A 17,686-nucleotide genomic window follows, 5' to 3' on the forward strand; every position below is an offset into this window, starting at 1 on the left:
GGTCACTCGGGAAACACGGATCCCACTGGTCCCAGTACTAGAACGTGTTCCTGAATATATGTGATAAGAACATCCGGAAGCCGTACTGGTGATCGACCTCACAGCTACGGTGAGAGCGGTTGATGGATGGATGTGGGGGTAGCGGATGTCGGTGGACCCGTCTGCGGTCATCGTGGCAGTGGCTACGGCAGCAAGTGCGCTCGTTCAGGGTGTGGACTTACCAGCAGAGATCAAGGATCAGATCAACGGGGCGATCGAATCGTTCGAGGCGACTGCCGAGAACGCCGACACGGACGTGGCGAACTTCGTCGCGTCGTTGCCGGAACCGATGCAGCAGGGAGCCCAACAGGCGGTCGCGGATGCGACAACGGCGGTCGCGGGGGCGATCGAGCCGCATCTGCCCGAGGAGGCGGCCGCGGCACTGCACCCCGCCGATCCGGAAGCGGCTCCGCCCGCGCTGGCGCCCGAACCGCCGGCCGCCCGGCCCGGACTCTTCGGGATACCGGTCCAACCGCCGGCGACCGGCGCGGTCGGGAACCCGCAACCGGGTCCCACGATCCCCGGCACCGGGATCGCACTGCCGTCGATCCCGGCGATCCTTCCCGGAACGCGACTCGCACCCATCGGTGCGATCGCCGTGTTCGCGCCGTGGCTGAAGAAGGCCGGCGAACTGTGCGACGGGATCTCCGCGCCGGTCCTCGCGGCCCTCTACTCCGCCGAGAACGGTTTCCGGTACGGCCCGACCGCACCGGTCTCGCCGGTCGGCGCCCGCGGTCCGGGGCAGTTCATGCCCGGCACCTGGGACCAGTACGGCAAGGACGCCGACGGTGACGGCAAGGCCGACGTTCTCGGTATCGCCGACCCGGTCATGGCGTCGGGCAACCTCCTGTGCGACAACTACAAGCTCATCGACGACTGGAAGAAACGCGGTCTGGTCGAAGGCGACACCCTCGATCTGACCCTCGCGGCCTACAACGCCGGTCTCGGCGCGGTGAAGCGCTCGGGTGGCATGCCGTCCGGTCATCCCGACTACGAGAACCAGACGAAGCCCTACGTCGCGAAGATCCGCGCGACCGAGCACGTCTTCGCCCGCATGCTCTCGCCGTTCCTCGGCCTGGGCATCGGAGGCGGGGCCGGCGACGTCGGCAATCGCATCGTCGACCTGGCCTTCAAGTACCTCGGCCTGCCGTACGTCTGGGGTGGCGGCAACATCAACGGGCCGTCCGGCGGCGGCTTCGACTGCTCGGGCCTGACGTCGTACGCGGTCTTCGCCGCGACGGGCATCACGCTGCCGCGCACGTCCGAGACACAGTGGCACATCGGCACCGAGGTGCCGCTGTACGCGGCACGCCCCGGCGACCTGCTGTTCGGCAACTGGCAGGCCGGCGGACCGGGTCACGTCGCCATCTACATCGGCGGCGGGCAGATGGTGCACGCACCCACCACCGGCGACGTCGTGCGGGTGGGGCCGGTCTTCCCCGATATGAAGGCGCGGCGCATCTTCTGATACCTGCCGTGAACACGCGAAAGGCCCGACCGGAGAATCCGGTCGGGCCTTCGTCTGCGGAGGGATCAGCCGCGGTAGGGCTCAGCGCTCACCAGGGTCACCTTCATGGTGTTGCCGTTGGGCAGCGTGTACTCGCGGGTCTCGCCGACCTTCGCGTCGATCAGGGCGCCACCGAGGGGCGAGCTGGGGGAGTAGGTCTCGAGCTCGCTGTTGCGGGCGCCTTCCTCGCGGGTCGCGATCAAGAACGTCTCCGTGTCGGTCTCGTCGCCGGCGTAGTAGACGGTGACGACGGAACCGGGGAGGGCGACACCCGACTCGGTCGGAGCGACGCCGACCTTGGCGGTGCCCAGCAGCTCCTGGAGCTGACGGATACGGGCTTCCTGCTGGCCCTGTTCCTCACGGGCTGCGTGGTAGCCACCGTTCTCCTTGAGGTCGCCTTCCTCGCGACGCTCGTTGATCTCGGCGGCGATGACAGGACGATTCGCGATGAGCTGGTCCAGCTCGGCCTTGAGCCGGTCGTACGACTCCTGCGTCAGCCAGGTCACCTGGGTCTCGGTCATCCTCGATCACTTCCTTCGGGTTGGAGCCCCCGGCTCCGTGGACAAGTCGTGCACATGCAACGACCGCGACAGCACGACCCCCGTCGTCCCCCCTTGTTGTCAGGCTGAACGGAAGTCGTACTGTCTGTTGATGCTCTTATGCAGCAATACACGGCCCCAAAGGGTGGAACCGTGTATCCGGCTATTTTAGCATCACTCCCGTCGCTGCTCCGGGAAAGCGCAGGAAGACGCTGGTCGCGGCAGGTTCCTAGGGTGCGCGGAGGTACTCGGGGGCCTCGGTGGCGCAGCCGTAGGTGTCGCCCATTCCGGGGCGTTGTGACGTCTTGACCGTGGAGGTCAGCACGACCGTCTGCGAATCGGATGCCGGGATGAGCACCTCGCGCCGTCCGGTCTCGCTGCCGTCCTTCGACCGGGCCCGGATGATGCAGACGGCGTCCTCGGACGGATCGTCGCGCGTGACCTTGAGCTGGATGTCGATGGTGCTGTCGTCGATGATCTCGAAGGCGACGACCTCCGACTCGATCGGAGCCGAGTTGTTCTGGAACAGAACGAACGCCACGACGAGCCCCGCGAGCAGACCGGCGATGGTGAAACCCCAGCGCTTGCCGCGTGTCGACACGCGGGGTCCGGGGTACCGGGAGGAGGGGTACCGGTCGGTGGGCACGGTGTTGCTCATCACTTTGCTTTCACAGCGGAACGATGGATCGGGCGTCGCCGCAGGGTCACGGCTGACGTCGGAATTATCAGGTGGAACTATAGAGGACGGATCTGAAGCGACCGCGACGCGGGCGCAGGGTCGGTTCCGGCGAAGCAGACGACGTGAGGTGGAGGAATACACGTGAGCGGACTACGGCTCATGGCCGTGCACGCCCATCCCGACGACGAGTCGAGCAAGGGCGCGGCCACGATGGCCCGGTACTCGGCCGAGGGGCACGAGGTCCTGGTGGTCACGCTCACGGGCGGAGAGCGCGGCGACATCCTGAATCCCGCCATGGACGTGCCCGGCATCCGTGAGCGCATGAGCGAGGTGCGCCAGGAGGAGATGGCCGAGGCGGCCCGCATCCTCGGGGTGCGGCAGCAGTGGCTCGGCTTCGTCGACTCCGGACTGCCCGAGGGCGACCCGAAGCCTCCGCTGCCGGAGGGCTGCTTCGCGGCGATCCCGCTCGACGAACCGGTCCGCCGGCTCGTGCAGTCGGTGCGCGAGTTCCGCCCCCACGTCATGACCACCTACGACGAGAACGGCGGCTACCCGCACCCCGACCACATCCGGTGCCACGAGGTGTCGGTCGCGGCCTACGAAGCGGCCGCGGATCCGGATTTCCACCCCGAGCTGGGCGAGCCCTGGGCGGTGAGCAAGCTCTACTACTCGCACGGGTTCATCCGTAAGCGGCTCGAACTGTTCCGCGAGGAGTACGAGCGTCGCGGGGAGCCCTTCCCGATGGAGCAGTGGCTCAGCAAGTGGCGCACCGAGCAGGGCGACATCATGGGGCGCGTGACCACCCAGATCACCTGTGGCGACTACTTCCCGAAGCGCGACGACGCGCTGCGGGCCCACACCACCCAGATCGACCCCAACGGATCGTTCTTCGCGGTGCCGTTGGACATCCAGCAGAAGGTGTGGCCGACCGAGGAGTTCGAGTTGGCCAAGACCCGCGTGAGCACGGAGCTTCCCGAGACGGATCTGTTCGCGGGCATCGAGGACGGACAGGGCAAATGACGATAGGCACGCTCGCGGTCGATGTTCTGGCCGTCGAGATTCTGGCTCAGGAGCCGACCGGCCCCGAGTTCGGCAAGGCGTCCCCGCTCGGACTGGCCATCGTGGTGGTCCTGCTGGTCGCGACCGCTCTGCTGATCTGGAACATGAACAAGCGGCTGAAGAAGCTGCCCGAGAACTTCCAGCCGGAGCACCCCGAGCCCGACCAGGCCGTGGACGACGGCACGCTGCCGGGTGCGATCCCCGGCGGTGCCGAGGAGGAGAAGGCCGGCGGCACGAAGGCCACCGGTCCGGAACGTCCGGAACCCACCAAGGGAAGCTGACGACCGGCCGTCACCGACGATGCTCCTTCCGTAGCGTGGGGGCATGGCGAACCGACTGGCCGACGCCCTGAGCCCTTATCTGAGGCAGCACGCCGACAATCCGGTCCACTGGCAGGAATGGGGCGACGTCGCGCTCGCGGAGGCGCGCGAGCGCGACGTGCCGATCCTGCTGTCGATCGGGTACGCGGCCTGCCACTGGTGTCATGTCATGGCACACGAGTCGTTCAAGGACGAGGCCACCGCCGCCGTCATGAACGAGAACTTCGTGTGCATCAAGGTCGACCGCGAGGAACGGCCGGACATCGACGCGGTCTACATGAACGCGACCGTCGCCATGGCCGGTCAGGGCGGGTGGCCGATGACCTGCTTCCTCACCCCGGACGGTTCCCCTTTCTACTGCAACACGTACTACCCGAACACGCCGCGCGGCGGCATGCCGTCCTTCGTCCAACTGCTCGAGGCCATCACCGAGACCTGGCGCAACCGTCGCGACGAGGTCACGCAGGCCGCAGACGCCGTGGCCACCGAGCTCCGTCGCAGCAGCGGGGGACTGCCCGTCGGGGAAGCCGCCGTCGAGGCGCCCCTACTCGACGCGGCAGCCGCTGCGATCGCCACCGACGAGGACCGCGAACACGGTGGCTTCGGGGGTGCACCCAAGTTCCCGCCGTCCAACCTGCTCGAGGGTCTGCTGCGCGGATACGAGCGCACGCGCTCCGCCGACACGCTCGGTCTCGTCGAGCGCACGACCGACGCGATGGCGCGAGGTGGGATCTACGACCAGCTCGGTGGCGGTTTCGCCCGCTACAGCGTCGACGTCGCCTGGACGGTGCCGCACTTCGAGAAGATGCTCTACGACAACGCGCTGCTCCTGCGGCTGTACGCGCACCTCGCGCGGGTGACCGGCGCGGAACTGCCGACGCGGGTCACCCGGGAGACCGCCGAGTTCCTGCTACGCGACCTGCTCACCACGGACGGCGGATTCGCCTCGGCGCTCGACGCCGACACAGACGGGGTCGAGGGCCTGACCTACGTGTGGACTCCCGACCAGCTCGTCGAGGTGCTCGGCGCGGAGGACGGCCGGTGGGCCGCGGAGGCCTTCACCGTCACTCCCGGCGGCACCTTCGAGCACGGCACCTCGGTGTTGCAGCTGCTCGACGAGCCCGACGATCCGACCCGTCTCGCCGACGTGCGGGCCCGCCTGTTCGCGGCCCGGCAGGATCGCGCGCAACCCGGGCGCGACGACAAGGTCGTCACCGCCTGGAACGGCTTCGCCATCACCGCACTGGCCGAGGCCGGCGTCGCACTGGGCGAACCCGCCTGGATCGACGCCGCGGCGAGGTGCGCGCGGTTCCTGCTCGACCGGCACCTCGTCGACGGACGACTGCGCCGCGCGTCGCTCGGAGGTGTCGTCGGATCTCCCTCGGGCGTGCTCGAGGACTACGGAGCGCTCGTCACCGCACTGCTCGCCGTCCATCAGGGGACCGGGGACAGGAGCTGGGTCGAGCGCGCGCGAGAACTCGCCGACGTCGCGCTCACGCAGTTCGCGGATCCGGATCGTCCAGGGAGCTGGTTCGACACCGCGCACGACGCCGAATCGCTGGTCGCCCGGCCGCGCGATCCGGTCGACGGGGCGACGCCGTCGGGGGCCTCGCTGATCGCCGAGGCGCTGCTCGGTCTGTCCGCGCTCGTGCACGACGACCCCCGCTACGCCGACGCCGCCGCGCTGTCGCTGTCGGCGGCGTCGATCCTGCTCGAGAAGGCGCCGCGTGCCGGAGGGCACTGGCTGACCGTGGCCGAGGCGTCGGTGCGCGGTCCGCTGCAGGTCGCCGTCGTGGGTGGGGGCGAACTCTTGGACCTCGCGCGCCGGATCGCGCCCGGGGGAGCGGTCGTCGTGGGTGGCGAACCGGACTCGTCGCCGCTGCTCGACGGTCGGCCGCTCGTCGACGGAGCGTCCGCGGCCTATGTGTGCAGGGGTTTCGTGTGCGATCGGCCGGTGACGACGGCGACGGAACTGCGCGAGGTCCTCGCCGCGGTCTGACCTGTCACGGCCATGCGGAGACGGTGCGCGAGCCGAGGAAATCGCCCACGCTCGTCACCGGCGCTTCGAACATTCCGGCGATCGCATCGACGAGGAACAGGGCGAAACCCGTCCAGTCGGGTTCCACCCGTTCCCGTTCGAGCCGTGCTTCGTAGTCGGCGCACGCGTCCACGACGAGTTTCCCCAGCAGCCACGACCGACCGGTGATCACACCGTCGGGGATGTCGGCGACGCACGCCCTGGCCCGTTCGATCAGAGCGTCCAGATGGGGATCCTCGACGACGCTGCGGCCCACGATGTCGACCATCGAGGGGACCGTCCGGAGCTGTCGGAGGAACCGGGCGCGCCAACTGGGGACGGGCATCGATGCGAGCTGATCGGTGAACGGGACGACGAGGCAGCTCAGGTAGTCGCGCAGTCCCGGTTCGGGGCCGAGCAGGCCGACGAGTTCGGCTCGTCGTCGGCGGGTGTCCTCGGCGTAGCGGGTGACCATCGCGCGGACGAGTTCGTCCCTGCTCCCGAAGTGGTAGTTGACGGCCGAGTGGTTCGCGTTGCCCGCGTGCTCGGCGATGCGCCGGTTCGAGACCCCGTCGACGCCGTAGGTCGCGAACAGTTCCTCCGCGGAGTCGAGTAGTGCTCGCCGTGCCTGGTCGCCGTAGGTGCTCACGCTGGAACCCGCTGCTCTCTCGTTCTGCCGTACGGCTCATCGGTGGGTGGGACGAACGTCACCAGTGTCTCAGGTTGTCCACTTTAAGACACGCGGCGTAGCTTTTTAAGTCAGTCAGCGTATTTCCGAGTTGCCGGTACCGGCCGGGAAGCGTTCAGTCCATGACCGGATATCGAGGAGTTCGTCAGTGACCGACACCGCTACGACCGAGAAGAACGATCCACCGGGAGGTGACGGCCCGACCGAGGCCGAGCTCGCCCGCGCCCGCAAGGAACAGATCGGGCGTTACGTCGCGATCTTCGTGATGCCGCTGTTGATGGTCGGCATGATGATCACCGGCTATCTGTACGCGATGCACGCACCGGCCCCGCACGACATGCCGATCGCCGTCGCCGGATCGTCGCAGCAGCAGGCCTACGACTTCGCCCGCGCACTCGAGGGCGCCGATCCGGAGGCGGTCGACGTCCGCGTCGTCGGGACCGACGACCGGGCACGCGACCTCGTGCTCTCCCGGGAGGTCGCGGGCGCCGTCTCGCTGTCCGACGCGGGCACCGCCACCGTGTACACCGCCGGCGCCGCCGGGGCCTCGCAGTCGAACATGGTCACCGGTCTGGTGGCCCCGCCGATCATCGGATCGGGTCTCGACCTCACGGCCGAGGACCTGGCTCCGCTACCGGACCACGACATGGCCGGTCTGGGCGTGATGTTCATGGCGCAGGCATTGATGCTCGCGGGCTACATGCCGCTGAGCATCATGCTGTCCAACTCGCCCGAGCTGCTGCGCTTCCGTCGCATCGTGCCCCTGCTCGCAGGCTGGTCGGTGCTGATCGGCACGCTCGTGTGGCTCGTCGCCGGACCGATCCTCGGCGCGGTCGAGGGCCCCACCGCGACGCTGCTGGGAATCAGTTGGCTGTCCATCTTCGCCGTGGGCTCGGTGCAGTTGTTCCTCACCCGGATCCTCGGACCGATGGCGGTCCTGGTGGGCATGCTCTTCGTGATGGTCCTCGGCGTCCCCGCGTCGAATCTGGGTATGTCGGTGTACGCACTGCCGTCGATCTACCCGTGGTTGCACGGCTTCCTGCCCACCGCGGCCGCCGGTGAGTCGCTGCGGTCGGTCGTCTACTTCGGCGGCGACGGGGTCGGCGGGCACCTCCTGGTGCTGGTGATCGGTGCGGTGCTTGCGCTCGCCGCGACCCTCGGGGTCGATGCCCTGAAGCGTCGCCGCAACCCCGACGCCGGTGATCCCGAGATCACGATGCCGTCGCTCACGCCCGGACCGCGTCCGGAGAGCAACCGCGTGCGGTACCTGACCCTCGCGTTCTTCCCGTTCGCGATGGTCGTGCTGATGCTGTCGATCATGCTCGGCGCGATGTACCAGCCGACGCCGCGCGACATGCCCGTCACCGTCGTCGCCGCGAGCACCGAACAGGCCGAACAGACGGTCGCCGGGCTCGAGCAGAACATGTCCGGTCTGTTCGACCTGCGGACCTCGGATTCGATCGAGGCAGCGCGCGCCGACGTCCGGGATCGCGAGATCGTCGCGGCGTTCGTCCTGCCGTCTGCGGCGTCCCCGACCGCGACCCTCATCACCAACGAGGCTGCGGGCATGAGCCAGCAGCAGGTCGTGCAGCGGGTCTTCGAGCAGGTCGCGGGCGGCATGCAGCTGCCGCTCACCGTCGAGAACATGACGCCGCTGCCGGGCTCCGACACGATGGGCACGGTGACGCTCTACGTCGCGATGGGCTGGATCATGTCCGGCTTCATGGTGGTCGTCGTGGCCGGCGGCGCGCAGCCCGCCGCGATGGTCCTGCGCCGCTTCCTGCCGATCTCCGCGGGGTGGGCGCTGTTCATGCCGGCCGTCCTGTGGGTGATCGCCGACCCGATCACCGGAGCCGTCGACGGGCACTTCCTGCCCCTGTGGGGCGTGGGGATCGTGGCGACGTTCACGACCTCGATGTTCACGCTGGCGCTGCACCGTCTGTTCGGGCTGCTCGCCGTCATCCCCGCCGTCGGCATCCTGATGTTCCTCGGTGTGCCCGCCTCGAACGGGGCGATGTCGATGTACATGACGCCGGAGGCCTTCCGGTTCCTGCACGGTGTGCTGCCGATGCCGGCGGCCGTGGAATCGGTGCGCTCGATCCTCTACTTCGGGGGCGACACCGTCGGTCCGCACCTGGTCACGTTCGCGATCTGGGGCGCTGTCTCGTTGCTCTTCGTGATCGCCTTCGACCGGATCCGCGCCGGTCGGCGGACCGAGGCGGATCCGGTGGTGGAGCGCTCGCCGGAGAGGGTCTAGCTGCTCACGGGAGCTGCGACCGCGAGGTTCGGCGACTCGATGCCGTTCTGATCGAATGCCTCGAGCACCGAGCGGGTGAGGCTGCGGCGGATCGCCCACTGCTTGCCGGCGCGCACGCGCACGGTCAGCCGCAGCGTCACCGCACCCGCCGTCACGGAGTTGACCCCGAGCAGTTCGGGCTTCTCCAGGACGTCGGGTGCGATGTCCTCGCGTTCGACGCCGTCGAGCACGGCCCGCAGGGCGATCTGGCAGGCGCGGTCGACGTTGGAGGTCGGCGCGATCGGCACGTCGATCACGGAGACGGCGTGGCCCTGGCTCATGTTGCCGACGCGCAGGATCTCGCCGTTGCGGCAGAACCACAGGGTGCCGTCGATGTCGCGGACGGTCGTCACGCGCAGGCCGACCGACTCGACGGTGCCCACCGCGTCGCCGAGGTCCACCACGTCGCCCACGCCGTACTGGTCTTCGAGCAGCATGAACATGCCCGAGATGAAGTCCCGGACGAGGTTCTGCGCACCGAAACCGAGCGCGACACCGGCGATACCGGCCGAGGCGATGAACGGCGCGACGTTGAAGCCGAGGGTGTCGAGCGTCTGCAGCACCACCCAGACGAGCACGACGACCGACACACCGGACTTGAACACCGAGCCGATCGTCTGGGCACGCTGGATCCGGCGTTCGCGCGCGTAGGGATCACCGATGGCGCGTTCGGCGCGTTCCTGCAGCGGCGCGAGGAACGATCGGCGGGGCTTGCCGGATCTCTCGCGCGGCTTCGTCATGCGGTCGATCAGCCGGTGGAGGACGAAGCGGAGCGCGATCGCGACGACGATGTAACTCACGATCGCCAGCGGCCGGTGGATCAGCCAGTCCCGGTTGGTCTCGGTCAGTTCGAAGGCGAGCAACGGAATAGACATCCCTCGCGAGTCTACAAACGGGTGCCGGTTGCTTCAGGTGGTGTGAGAAGTTGCACGAAGCGGCCCATGAGGTTTCAACCGAGAATCACCAGCCACACCGCTACCGCGTGACACAGGGCCGCGATCACCGTCGCGGCGTGGAAGAACTCGTGGTGCCCGAAGGTCGCGGGCCACGGATCGGGCCAGCGGGTGGCGTAGAGGATCGCACCTCCGCTGTAGAAGAGCCCTCCGACCAACAGGAGCAGCATGGGGGCGAGACCGACCTCGGCGACCAGCTGTCCGGCGACGGGCACGATCGCCCATCCGAGCAACAGATACAGCGGCACACCGACCCAGCGCGGCGCGGTCGGCCACAGCATCTTCAGAGCCACGCCCGCCAGTGCGCCCGCCCACACGACGATCAGCAGCGGCCGCCCGGACTCCGGGGGCAGGGCGAGCGTCGCGAACGGGGTGTAGCTGCCGGCGATGAACACGAAGATCATCGAGTGGTCGGCGCGCTTCATCCACACGCGGGCCCGGGGACCCCAGTTCAGGCGGTGGTAGAGGGCGCTGACTCCGAACACTCCGCACACGGTGAGGCTGTAGACCGTCGCCGGGAGTACGGCGTCCGGACGGTCGGCGAGGAAGGCCGCTGCCGCGACGAGTGCGGCACCGGCGACGACGGCCACGCCGAACGCCCAGGCGTGGATCCATCCGCGCATCCGCGGCTTGACGGGCAGTTCCTCGAGGCCGAAGGCCGTCATGCGTGCGCTCCTTCCGGTACCGGACAGTAACCTACGCACCCGTAGGTTTGTTCCGTCGCCACGTTACAGCGTGGAACCGCGCTCCGGGAGACTCTGTGACCACCGACGCGACCCTCCCTGTGCCTGGGCGTAATGTGACTCGCGTGGTGATGACGGGGTGAGCGTCCGCGGATTGCTGTACCGGCTCTACGAACGCCGGCTGCTGAAGGAACTCGAAGGAGCACGGAATCCGCGACACGTCGCGGTGATGTGCGACGGCAATCGGCGCTGGGCGCGCGAGAACGGCTTCACCGACGTCAGTCACGGTCACCGCGAGGGCGCCAAGAAGATCGCCGAACTGCTGGGCTGGTGCGACGCGGCCGGCATCGAGACGGCGACGATCTACCTGCTGTCCACCGAGAACCTCCGGCGCGACCCGGAGGAGCTCGATGCTCTGCTCGAGATCATCTCCGACGTGGTGGAGGAGATCTCCGCGCCCGGCCAGAACTGGAGCGTGAAGATCGTCGGCACCACCGACCTCCTCCCGGCCGACCACGCCAAGCGACTGCACGAGGCCGCGGCAGGCACCGCGGGCCGGACGGGCACGCACGTCAACGTCGCCGTCGGGTACGGCGGTCGCCAGGAGATCGTCGATGCGGTGCAGTCGCTCCTGCGGGTGCGCTACGCGCAGGGGCTGCGCGGCGAGGAACTCGTCGAGTCCGTGACCGTCGACGGCGTCGACAGTCACCTCTACACGTCCGGCCAGCCCGATCCGGATCTCGTGATCCGTACGTCCGGCGAGCAGCGACTGTCCGGATTCCTGCTCTGGCAGTCCGCCTACTCGGAGATCTGGTTCACCGAGGCATACTGGCCCGAGTTCCGCCGGGTCGACTTCCTGCGCGCGCTGCGCGACTACGCCGCACGGCACCGCCGCTTCGGCGCCTGACAGCACCGCCGGTTCGGCGCCTGAGGCAGGGCCGAGCGGCAGGCCGCGTCAGAGCTTGCGCAACCGGAGCCGGTTGATGGCGTGATCCGAGTCCTTGCGCAGGACGAGGGTCGCGCGCGGTCGCGTGGGCAGGATGTTCTCCACCAGGTTCGGCAGGTTGATCGAGTGCCAGATCTCCTTCGCGGCACTCATCGCGTCCCGGTCCGACAGGTTCGCGTAGTGGTGGAAGTGCGCCTCGGGATCGGCGAAGGAGGTCTTGCGCAGCGCGAGAAAGCGCTCCACGTACCACTTCTCGATGTCCTCGATGCGCGCGTCGACGTAGATCGAGAAGTCGAACAGGTCGGAGACCATCAGTCGCGGACCGGTCTGCAGCACGTTCAGGCCCTCGATGATGAGGATGTCCGGCTGCCGCACGATGTGGTACTGGCCCGGGATGATGTCGTACGAGATGTGGGAGTAGATCGGCGCCGCAACCTCTTTCGCTCCCGACTTGACCTCGGTAACGAACCGCAGCAGCTTGCGTCGATCGTAGCTCTCGGGAAAACCCTTGCGGTGCATGATGTTGCGCCGCACCAGTTCCTTGGTGGAGTAGAGGAACCCGTCGGTGGTCACGAGATCCACCCGCGGGTGGTGATCCCAGCGTGCCAGCAACGCCTGCAGCACACGTGCCGTGGTGGACTTGCCGACCGCCACCGAACCGGCCACACCGATCACGAACGGCACCTGCTGGTCGGGATGCTTCTCCCCGAGGAAGGTCGCGGTCGCGGCGAACAACCGCTGCTTCGCTGCGACCTGCAGGTGGATCAACCGGGCGAGGGGGAGGTACACCTCCGCGACCTCCGCGAGGTCGATCTGCTCGCCCAGGCCCCGAAGCCCGATGAGTTCGTCCTCGGTGAGGACGAGGGGAGTCGACTTCCGCAGCGTCCGCCACTGCTTGCGGTCGAACTCGACATACGGGCTCGGTTCGTTCAGACGAGCCATCGGCACGGCTTCCCGGTGGCGCGGCGGATGCGGCGTTGCATGTCCATGTAACGGATTGTGCTCGCTGACACAGGCGGATGCCTCCCCGGGGTCCCCACTCCGGCGGGTTCTCCTGTGTCGGCTCGCCGACGAGCGACTAGGCTCGGCCGGTATGGGAGCCGACGACTTCGTGAACGAATATCTGCTGCTGGGCCTGGCTTTCGACCGGCTCGAGGAAGGGTTCGTCGACGCCTACACGGGCGATCCCGCGCTGCGGCGGAAGGTCGAGAACGCCCCGACTCCCGATCCCCGTGATCTATCACACACCGCGCGACGGCTGCGGGACGAACTGCCCGGTGCGGGACTGTCCGACGAGCGCACCCGTTTCCTCGACGTGCATCTGCGCGCCCTCGACTGCTCGGCCCGCAAGTTCGCGGGGGAGGAGATCGGTTTCGTCGACGAGGTCGAGGCGTACTTCGACGTCCGCATCGAGCCCGGCGACGAGGACGCCTACCGCGACGCGCACCGTCGCCTCGACGCTTTGCTGCCCGGCACCGGATCGCTCACCGAACGGATGCAGGCCCACCGCAAGTCCGAGGTGATCCCCGCCGATCGTCTCGCCGAATGCGTCGAGGCGTTCTCGAGCGCTCTGCGGGAGAAGGTGCGGGCGGTCCACCCGCTGCCCGACACCGAGCGTGTCGAGTACGAGGTCGTCGGCGACAAGCCGTGGTCGGGCTTCAACTACTACCTCGGCGACTACCGGTCGCGGGTCGCGATCAACTCCGATCTCGAACAGACGATGGCGCACCTGCCCCGGCTGATCGCGCACGAGGCGTATCCCGGTCACCACACCGAGCACTGCCGCAAGGAGGCCGGTCTCGTCGCCGGCGGTCAGGCCGAGCAGACGCTGTTCCTCGTCAACACCCCGCAGTGCCTCATGGCCGAAGGGCTCGCCGATCTCGCACTCGACGCGATCGTCGGCCCGGGCTGGGGGACGTGGGCGCAGGAGATCTACGCCGATCTCGGGCTCCGGTTCGACGGCGAACTCGCCGAACAACTGTCCGAGGCGTCCGAGCAGTTGCTGTCGGTGCGGCAGGACGCCGCGCTGCTGCTCCACGACCGCGGGCGCAGCCACGACGAGGTCGTCGAATTCCTGCAGCGCTGGTCGCTGTCGAGCCCCGAACGTGCCCGGCAGTCGCTGCGCTTTCTGTCGTCGCCGTTGTGGCGTGCCTACATCAGCACCTACGTCGAGGGCTACCGGCTCCTCGGCGGCTGGCTCGAGCAGGTTCCGGCCGGAGCCGAGCGCGCCGACCGTTTCCGGCGCCTGCTCGACGAACCCCTGGTGCCCAGCAGCCTGCGGTGAACCGCAGGTTGCTCGGGGACCGGCTTCCGCAGCGGTGGACGGCCTTCGTAGACTGGAGCTCGTATCCCTGACGCCCTCTGCTTGGAGAAACCTCGATGACCGCTGCGCCCGGCGCCGACGTGAACACTGCCGCACTGAACGACCTCGATCCCGAGGTCGCCGAGGCCATGGCCGGCGAGCTGTCGCGTCAGCGCGACACGCTCGAGATGATCGCGTCGGAGAACTTCGTGCCGCGCGCCGTCCTCCAGGCCCAGGGCAGCGTCCTGACCAACAAGTACGCCGAGGGTTACCCCGGCCGTCGCTACTACGGCGGCTGCGAGAACGTCGACGTCGTCGAGGACCTCGCCCGTAACCGCGCCAAGGAGCTCTTCGGCGCCGATTTCGCGAACGTCCAGCCGCACTCGGGTGCGCAGGCGAACGCGGCGGTGCTCATGGCGCTGATGACGCCCGGCGAGAAGCTGCTCGGTCTCGACCTCGCGCACGGCGGCCACCTCACGCACGGCATGAAGCTCAACTTCTCCGGCAAGCTGTACGACGTCGCGTCCTACGGGGTCAGCAAGGACGACCACCGCATCGACATGGACGAGGTCCGCGACATCGCCCTGCGCGAGAAGCCGAAGGTCATCGTCGCCGGCTGGTCCGCCTACCCGCGTCACGAGGACTTCGCCGCCTTCCGCTCCATCGCCGACGAGGTCGGTGCCTACCTGTGGGTCGACATGGCGCACTTCGCCGGTCTGGTCGCCGCGGGTCTGCACCCGTCGCCGGTGCCCTACGCCGACGTCGTCTCCACCACCGTGCACAAGACGCTCGGTGGCCCGCGTTCCGGCCTGATCCTCGCCAAGCAGGAATGGGCGAAGAAGATCAACTCGGCCGTCTTCCCCGGTCAGCAGGGCGGCCCGCTCATGCACGCGATCGCCGCAAAGGCCGTTGCACTGAAGATCGCCGCGAGCGACGAGTTCAAGGACCGTCAGCAGCGCACCCTCTCCGGTGCCCGGATCATCGCCGATCGCCTGTCGCAGTCCGACGTCGCCGACAAGGGCATCTCGGTGCTCACCGGCGGCACCGACGTGCACCTGGTCCTGGTCGACCTGCGCAACTCGCAGCTCGACGGCCAGCAGGGTGAGGACGCCCTCCACGAGGTCGGCATCACCGTCAACCGCAACGCCGTGCCGTTCGACCCGCGTCCCCCGATGGTCACCTCGGGCCTGCGCATCGGCACCCCGGCGCTCGCGACCCGCGGTTTCGGCGACGAGCAGTTCGCCGAGGTCGCCGAGATCATCGCGCAGACGCTCGTCGGTGGCGCCGACGCCGAGTCGCTGCGCACCCGCGTGAGCGCCCTGGCGCAGTCCGTGCCGCTGTACGAGGGCCTCGAGGACTGGCGTCTGATCTGACGGTTTTCCACTGACGGCTTCCACTGTCGCCGACCGGCCCGCACCGAACTCCGGTGCGGGCCGGTCGCGTATCCGGGGGACGAGACATCCCACCGCAGGGTTGGTTAGGGTAGCCTACGCATGCCGACACTTTCGGTGCCCGCACGCGTACCCCCGAACAGCAGAAGGAAGTCGCATGGCCATCCCGAGCATCGATCCGTACGAGTTGCCCACCGGCGACGAGATTCCCGATGCTCGGGTGGACTGGACGCTCGACGCGTCCCGCTGCGCCCTGCTGATCCACGACATGCAGAGGTACTTCATCGACGCCTACCAGCGCGACGCCGAACCGCTCGCGACCGTGGTGCCCAACATCGTCCGCCTCCGCGAGGCGTGCCTGGCCGCCGGTATCCCCGTCGTCTACACGATGCAGCCCGGCGACCAGCATCCGTCGCGTCGCGGCATCCTCGCCGACTTCTGGGGCGTGGGGCTGAGCACGGGCCGCGACACCGAGGTCATCGACGAACTCACCCCCGGCCCGGACGACATCCAGGTCACCAAGTGGCGCTACTCGGCGTTCCAGCGCACCGACTTCCGTCAGCTGCTCGCGCACAACGGCCGCGACCAGCTCATCGTCACCGGCGTCTACGCGCACATGGGCTGCATGCTCAGCGCCGCCGACGCCTTCATGAGCGACGTCGCGCCGTTCATGGCCCTCGACGCCACCGCCGATTTCTCCCGCGACGAGCACCTCATGGCGCTGCAGTACGTCGCCAAGCGGGTCGGCCGGGTCGAGACCACGGATGCGCTGATCGAGTCGATCACCGCGTCGGCGCGTCGCCGCGATCGCGAGACCGAAGAACTCACCGCGTCGCTGCGCTGACCGACACGGTCCGAGAAAGCAGGAACGTCAGCACATGCAGCGAATTCTTCTGTCCGGCAAGATCCATCGCGCGACCGTCACCCACGCCGATCTGCACTACGTCGGATCGGTGACGATCGACCGCGATCTCCTCGACGCCGCCGACATCCGCGAGGGCGAACTCGTGCACATCGTCGACATCGACAACGGGGCACGGCTCGAGACCTATGCGATCGAGGGGGAACGCGGGTCGGGTGTCATCGGCATCAACGGTGCTGCGGCACGGCTCGTTTCGCCCGGCGACCTCGTGATCATCCTGTCCTACCGTCACGTCGACGACGAGCAGGCCCGCGACTTCCGGCCGCGCATCGTGCACGTCGACGGGGTGAACACGATCGTCGAACTCGGCGCCGATCCGGCACGACCCGTCCCCGGCGCGACCGGCCAACTCTCACCGCGCTGACCCGGGAAACGATTTCGGTGTTCTCGACCTCGCCAGGCGCTGTCGAGAACACCGAAACAGAGCACACAGGAATCGTCTAGGTGGTGCCGCGACGGCGCGCCTCGAGGGTCTCGACGGCCTGCTCGCGCAGCAGCCGCAGGCGGGCCAGTGGGCGATCGGACTCGGGGCTGCGCCAGTAACCCGACGCGTCGAGCATCGGCTTGGCGATGCCGAGCCGCTTCGACACGGCGCGCAGTTCCTTCACGATCGACGCCTCGCCGGCGATCCACATCCAGCCCTCGCCGCCGCGCGGCGCACCCGACTCGACGGCCTCGGCGAGCACGGTGGCGTCGGAGACGCCGGGACGGCGGTGCACCCACGTCACGCCCGCGAGATCGGACTGTTCCTCCTGCGAACCGTCGACCAGCGCGAAGACGTGCATCGGCACCGTGCCGCCGAAGGTCTCGACGAAGCGCCCCAGCGCGGGCAGTGCGGTCTCGTCGCCGGCGAGCAGCCACCAGTCGGCGCCCTGCGGCGGGATGATCGCGACCTTGGGTCCCGCGAGATGGAGCACGCTGCCGGGTTCGGCGGTGCGGGCCCAGTTACCGGCGGGGCCGTGGCCGTGCAGGACGAAATCCAGATCGAGCTCCCCGGCCACGGGATCGAACCGCCGCACGGTGTAGGCGCGGGCCACGGGTGCGGGCTTGCGGGGCCAGTGCAGGTGCCCGTCGTGCTGCTCGGGCAGGGCAGGGGTGTCGCTGCCGGGTTCGGGCAGGAAGATCTTGACGTAGTCGTCGGCACCCTCGGTGGTGAACGCCGGGGCGTCGTAGTCGCCGCTGCGGAAGGCACCGAGCTGCTCGCCGCCCAGGGTGATCCGACGCATCCGCGGTGTCACGTCCACCGCGCGGAGCACGGTCAGGCGCCGCAGGACGATGGGCAGGGAGACGCGGGTCGGGGGCGTCGTCACCGGCATGGTGAGCTCCTTCCGGACGGGACCGGCCG

At 68.6% G+C, this 17,686-nt stretch carries 17 protein-coding genes; 10 read left to right on the forward strand and 7 right to left on the reverse strand.

The window, feature by feature from the left end; translation table 11 throughout:
• Positions 1–145: 145 nt before the first annotated feature.
• Complete coding sequence (locus tag LPH33_RS05975) at positions 146–1,507, forward strand: NlpC/P60 family protein (protein ID WP_229567424.1); 1,362 nt, start codon at positions 146–148, stop codon at positions 1,505–1,507.
• A 65-nt stretch (positions 1,508–1,572) separates the two neighbouring features.
• On the opposite strand, the gene greA is transcribed toward LPH33_RS05975, so the two are convergent.
• Together greA and LPH33_RS05985 are read right to left on the reverse strand one after the other, a co-directional pair.
• Entirely contained in the window at positions 1,573–2,067 is a 495-nt protein-coding gene (greA, locus tag LPH33_RS05980) for a transcription elongation factor GreA (RefSeq protein ID WP_006553878.1), read from the reverse strand.
• Between the two features lie 247 nt (positions 2,068–2,314).
• Complete coding sequence (locus tag LPH33_RS05985) at positions 2,315–2,743, reverse strand: DUF4307 domain-containing protein (RefSeq protein ID WP_016691271.1); 429 nt, start codon at positions 2,741–2,743, stop codon at positions 2,315–2,317.
• Positions 2,744–2,923: 180 nt separating this feature from the next.
• On the opposite strand from LPH33_RS05985, the gene mca reads away from it, so the two are divergent.
• Genes mca through LPH33_RS06000 form a run of 3 tightly spaced genes read left to right on the forward strand, consistent with a single transcriptional unit; the run spans position 2,924 to position 6,142 of the window.
• On the forward strand, positions 2,924–3,784 hold the full coding sequence (gene mca / locus LPH33_RS05990) for a mycothiol conjugate amidase Mca (RefSeq protein ID WP_229568264.1): 861 nt from the start codon (positions 2,924–2,926) through the stop codon (positions 3,782–3,784).
• Complete coding sequence (locus tag LPH33_RS05995) at positions 3,781–4,104, forward strand: hypothetical protein (protein ID WP_060651825.1); 324 nt, start codon at positions 3,781–3,783, stop codon at positions 4,102–4,104. The genes mca and LPH33_RS05995 overlap by 4 nt, the downstream gene beginning before the upstream one ends.
• Positions 4,105–4,147: 43 nt before the next feature.
• Positions 4,148–6,142: a thioredoxin domain-containing protein gene (locus LPH33_RS06000; protein WP_229567426.1), complete on the forward strand. Its 1,995-nt coding sequence runs from the start codon at positions 4,148–4,150 to the stop codon at positions 6,140–6,142.
• Between the two features lie 4 nt (positions 6,143–6,146).
• On the opposite strand, the gene LPH33_RS06005 is transcribed toward LPH33_RS06000, so the two are convergent.
• On the reverse strand, positions 6,147–6,809 hold the full coding sequence (locus LPH33_RS06005) for a TetR/AcrR family transcriptional regulator (protein WP_088896592.1): 663 nt from the start codon (positions 6,807–6,809) through the stop codon (positions 6,147–6,149).
• A gap of 187 nt (positions 6,810–6,996) precedes the next feature.
• Between LPH33_RS06005 and LPH33_RS06010 the strand changes: the two genes are divergently transcribed.
• Positions 6,997–9,105 (forward strand): ABC transporter permease, encoded by a 2,109-nt coding sequence (locus LPH33_RS06010; protein WP_160877107.1) that lies wholly within the window; start codon positions 6,997–6,999, stop codon positions 9,103–9,105.
• Here the strand turns inward: LPH33_RS06010 and LPH33_RS06015 are convergent.
• Both LPH33_RS06015 and trhA read right to left on the reverse strand, forming a co-directional pair.
• Positions 9,102–10,019: a mechanosensitive ion channel family protein gene (locus tag LPH33_RS06015; RefSeq protein WP_026060961.1), complete on the reverse strand. Its 918-nt coding sequence runs from the start codon at positions 10,017–10,019 to the stop codon at positions 9,102–9,104. The two genes, LPH33_RS06010 and LPH33_RS06015, sit on opposite strands and share 4 nt — an antisense overlap.
• A 74-nt stretch (positions 10,020–10,093) precedes the next feature.
• Complete coding sequence (gene trhA / locus LPH33_RS06020; protein ID WP_016691278.1) at positions 10,094–10,762, reverse strand: PAQR family membrane homeostasis protein TrhA; 669 nt, start codon at positions 10,760–10,762, stop codon at positions 10,094–10,096.
• A 157-nt stretch (positions 10,763–10,919) separates the two neighbouring features.
• Between trhA and LPH33_RS06025 the strand changes: the two genes are divergently transcribed.
• On the forward strand, positions 10,920–11,687 hold the full coding sequence (locus LPH33_RS06025) for an isoprenyl transferase (RefSeq protein ID WP_145692749.1): 768 nt from the start codon (positions 10,920–10,922) through the stop codon (positions 11,685–11,687).
• 48 nt (positions 11,688–11,735) lie between these two features.
• Here the strand turns inward: LPH33_RS06025 and coaA are convergent, their stop codons facing one another.
• Positions 11,736–12,668, reverse strand: a complete 933-nt coding sequence (coaA, locus tag LPH33_RS06030) for a type I pantothenate kinase (protein WP_016691280.1) — start codon at positions 12,666–12,668, stop codon at positions 11,736–11,738.
• Positions 12,669–12,819: 151 nt separating this feature from the next.
• Between coaA and LPH33_RS06035 the strand changes: the two genes are divergently transcribed.
• From LPH33_RS06035 to panD, 4 genes are all read left to right on the forward strand, one after another.
• A complete protein-coding gene (locus tag LPH33_RS06035; RefSeq protein WP_016691281.1) occupies positions 12,820–14,010 on the forward strand; it encodes a hypothetical protein in 1,191 nt (396 codons plus the stop codon).
• Between the two features lie 95 nt (positions 14,011–14,105).
• Positions 14,106–15,401, forward strand: coding sequence for a serine hydroxymethyltransferase (glyA, locus tag LPH33_RS06040; RefSeq protein WP_160877109.1), 1,296 nt, complete (start codon positions 14,106–14,108; stop codon positions 15,399–15,401).
• Between the two features lie 175 nt (positions 15,402–15,576).
• Positions 15,577–16,263 (forward strand): isochorismatase family protein, encoded by a 687-nt coding sequence (locus LPH33_RS06045; protein WP_160877111.1) that lies wholly within the window; start codon positions 15,577–15,579, stop codon positions 16,261–16,263.
• A 34-nt stretch (positions 16,264–16,297) separates the two neighbouring features.
• Positions 16,298–16,705, forward strand: coding sequence for an aspartate 1-decarboxylase (panD, locus tag LPH33_RS06050; RefSeq protein ID WP_160877113.1), 408 nt, complete (start codon positions 16,298–16,300; stop codon positions 16,703–16,705).
• A gap of 76 nt (positions 16,706–16,781) precedes the next feature.
• Here the strand turns inward: panD and LPH33_RS06055 are convergent, their stop codons facing one another.
• Positions 16,782–17,657, reverse strand: a complete 876-nt coding sequence (locus LPH33_RS06055; protein ID WP_160877115.1) for a siderophore-interacting protein — start codon at positions 17,655–17,657, stop codon at positions 16,782–16,784.
• Positions 17,658–17,686: the final 29 nt, after the last annotated feature.

This window comes from Rhodococcus sp. RDE2 (assembly GCF_020885655.1).
GTDB classification, from domain to species: Bacteria; Actinomycetota; Actinomycetes; order Mycobacteriales; family Mycobacteriaceae; genus Rhodococcus; species Rhodococcus pyridinivorans.

Excerpts from the sequence above, each read along its gene's own strand:
- LPH33_RS05975 (WP_229567424.1), top strand. The coding sequence starts at position 146 with ATGTCGGTGGACCCGTCTGCGGTCATCGTGGCAGTGGCTACGGCAGCA.
- greA (WP_006553878.1), bottom strand. The coding sequence starts at position 2,067 with ATGACCGAGACCCAGGTGACCTGGCTGACGCAGGAGTCGTACGACCGG.
- LPH33_RS05985 (WP_016691271.1), bottom strand. The coding sequence starts at position 2,743 with ATGAGCAACACCGTGCCCACCGACCGGTACCCCTCCTCCCGGTACCCC.
- mca (WP_229568264.1), top strand. The coding sequence starts at position 2,924 with ATGGCCGTGCACGCCCATCCCGACGACGAGTCGAGCAAGGGCGCGGCC.
- LPH33_RS05995 (WP_060651825.1), top strand. The coding sequence starts at position 3,781 with ATGACGATAGGCACGCTCGCGGTCGATGTTCTGGCCGTCGAGATTCTG.
- LPH33_RS06000 (WP_229567426.1), top strand. The coding sequence starts at position 4,148 with ATGGCGAACCGACTGGCCGACGCCCTGAGCCCTTATCTGAGGCAGCAC.
- LPH33_RS06015 (WP_026060961.1), bottom strand. The coding sequence starts at position 10,019 with ATGTCTATTCCGTTGCTCGCCTTCGAACTGACCGAGACCAACCGGGAC.
- trhA (WP_016691278.1), bottom strand. The coding sequence starts at position 10,762 with ATGACGGCCTTCGGCCTCGAGGAACTGCCCGTCAAGCCGCGGATGCGC.
- coaA (WP_016691280.1), bottom strand. The coding sequence starts at position 12,668 with ATGGCTCGTCTGAACGAACCGAGCCCGTATGTCGAGTTCGACCGCAAG.
- LPH33_RS06035 (WP_016691281.1), top strand. The coding sequence starts at position 12,820 with ATGGGAGCCGACGACTTCGTGAACGAATATCTGCTGCTGGGCCTGGCT.
- glyA (WP_160877109.1), top strand. The coding sequence starts at position 14,106 with ATGACCGCTGCGCCCGGCGCCGACGTGAACACTGCCGCACTGAACGAC.
- LPH33_RS06045 (WP_160877111.1), top strand. The coding sequence starts at position 15,577 with ATGGCCATCCCGAGCATCGATCCGTACGAGTTGCCCACCGGCGACGAG.
- panD (WP_160877113.1), top strand. The coding sequence starts at position 16,298 with ATGCAGCGAATTCTTCTGTCCGGCAAGATCCATCGCGCGACCGTCACC.
- LPH33_RS06055 (WP_160877115.1), bottom strand. The coding sequence starts at position 17,657 with ATGCCGGTGACGACGCCCCCGACCCGCGTCTCCCTGCCCATCGTCCTG.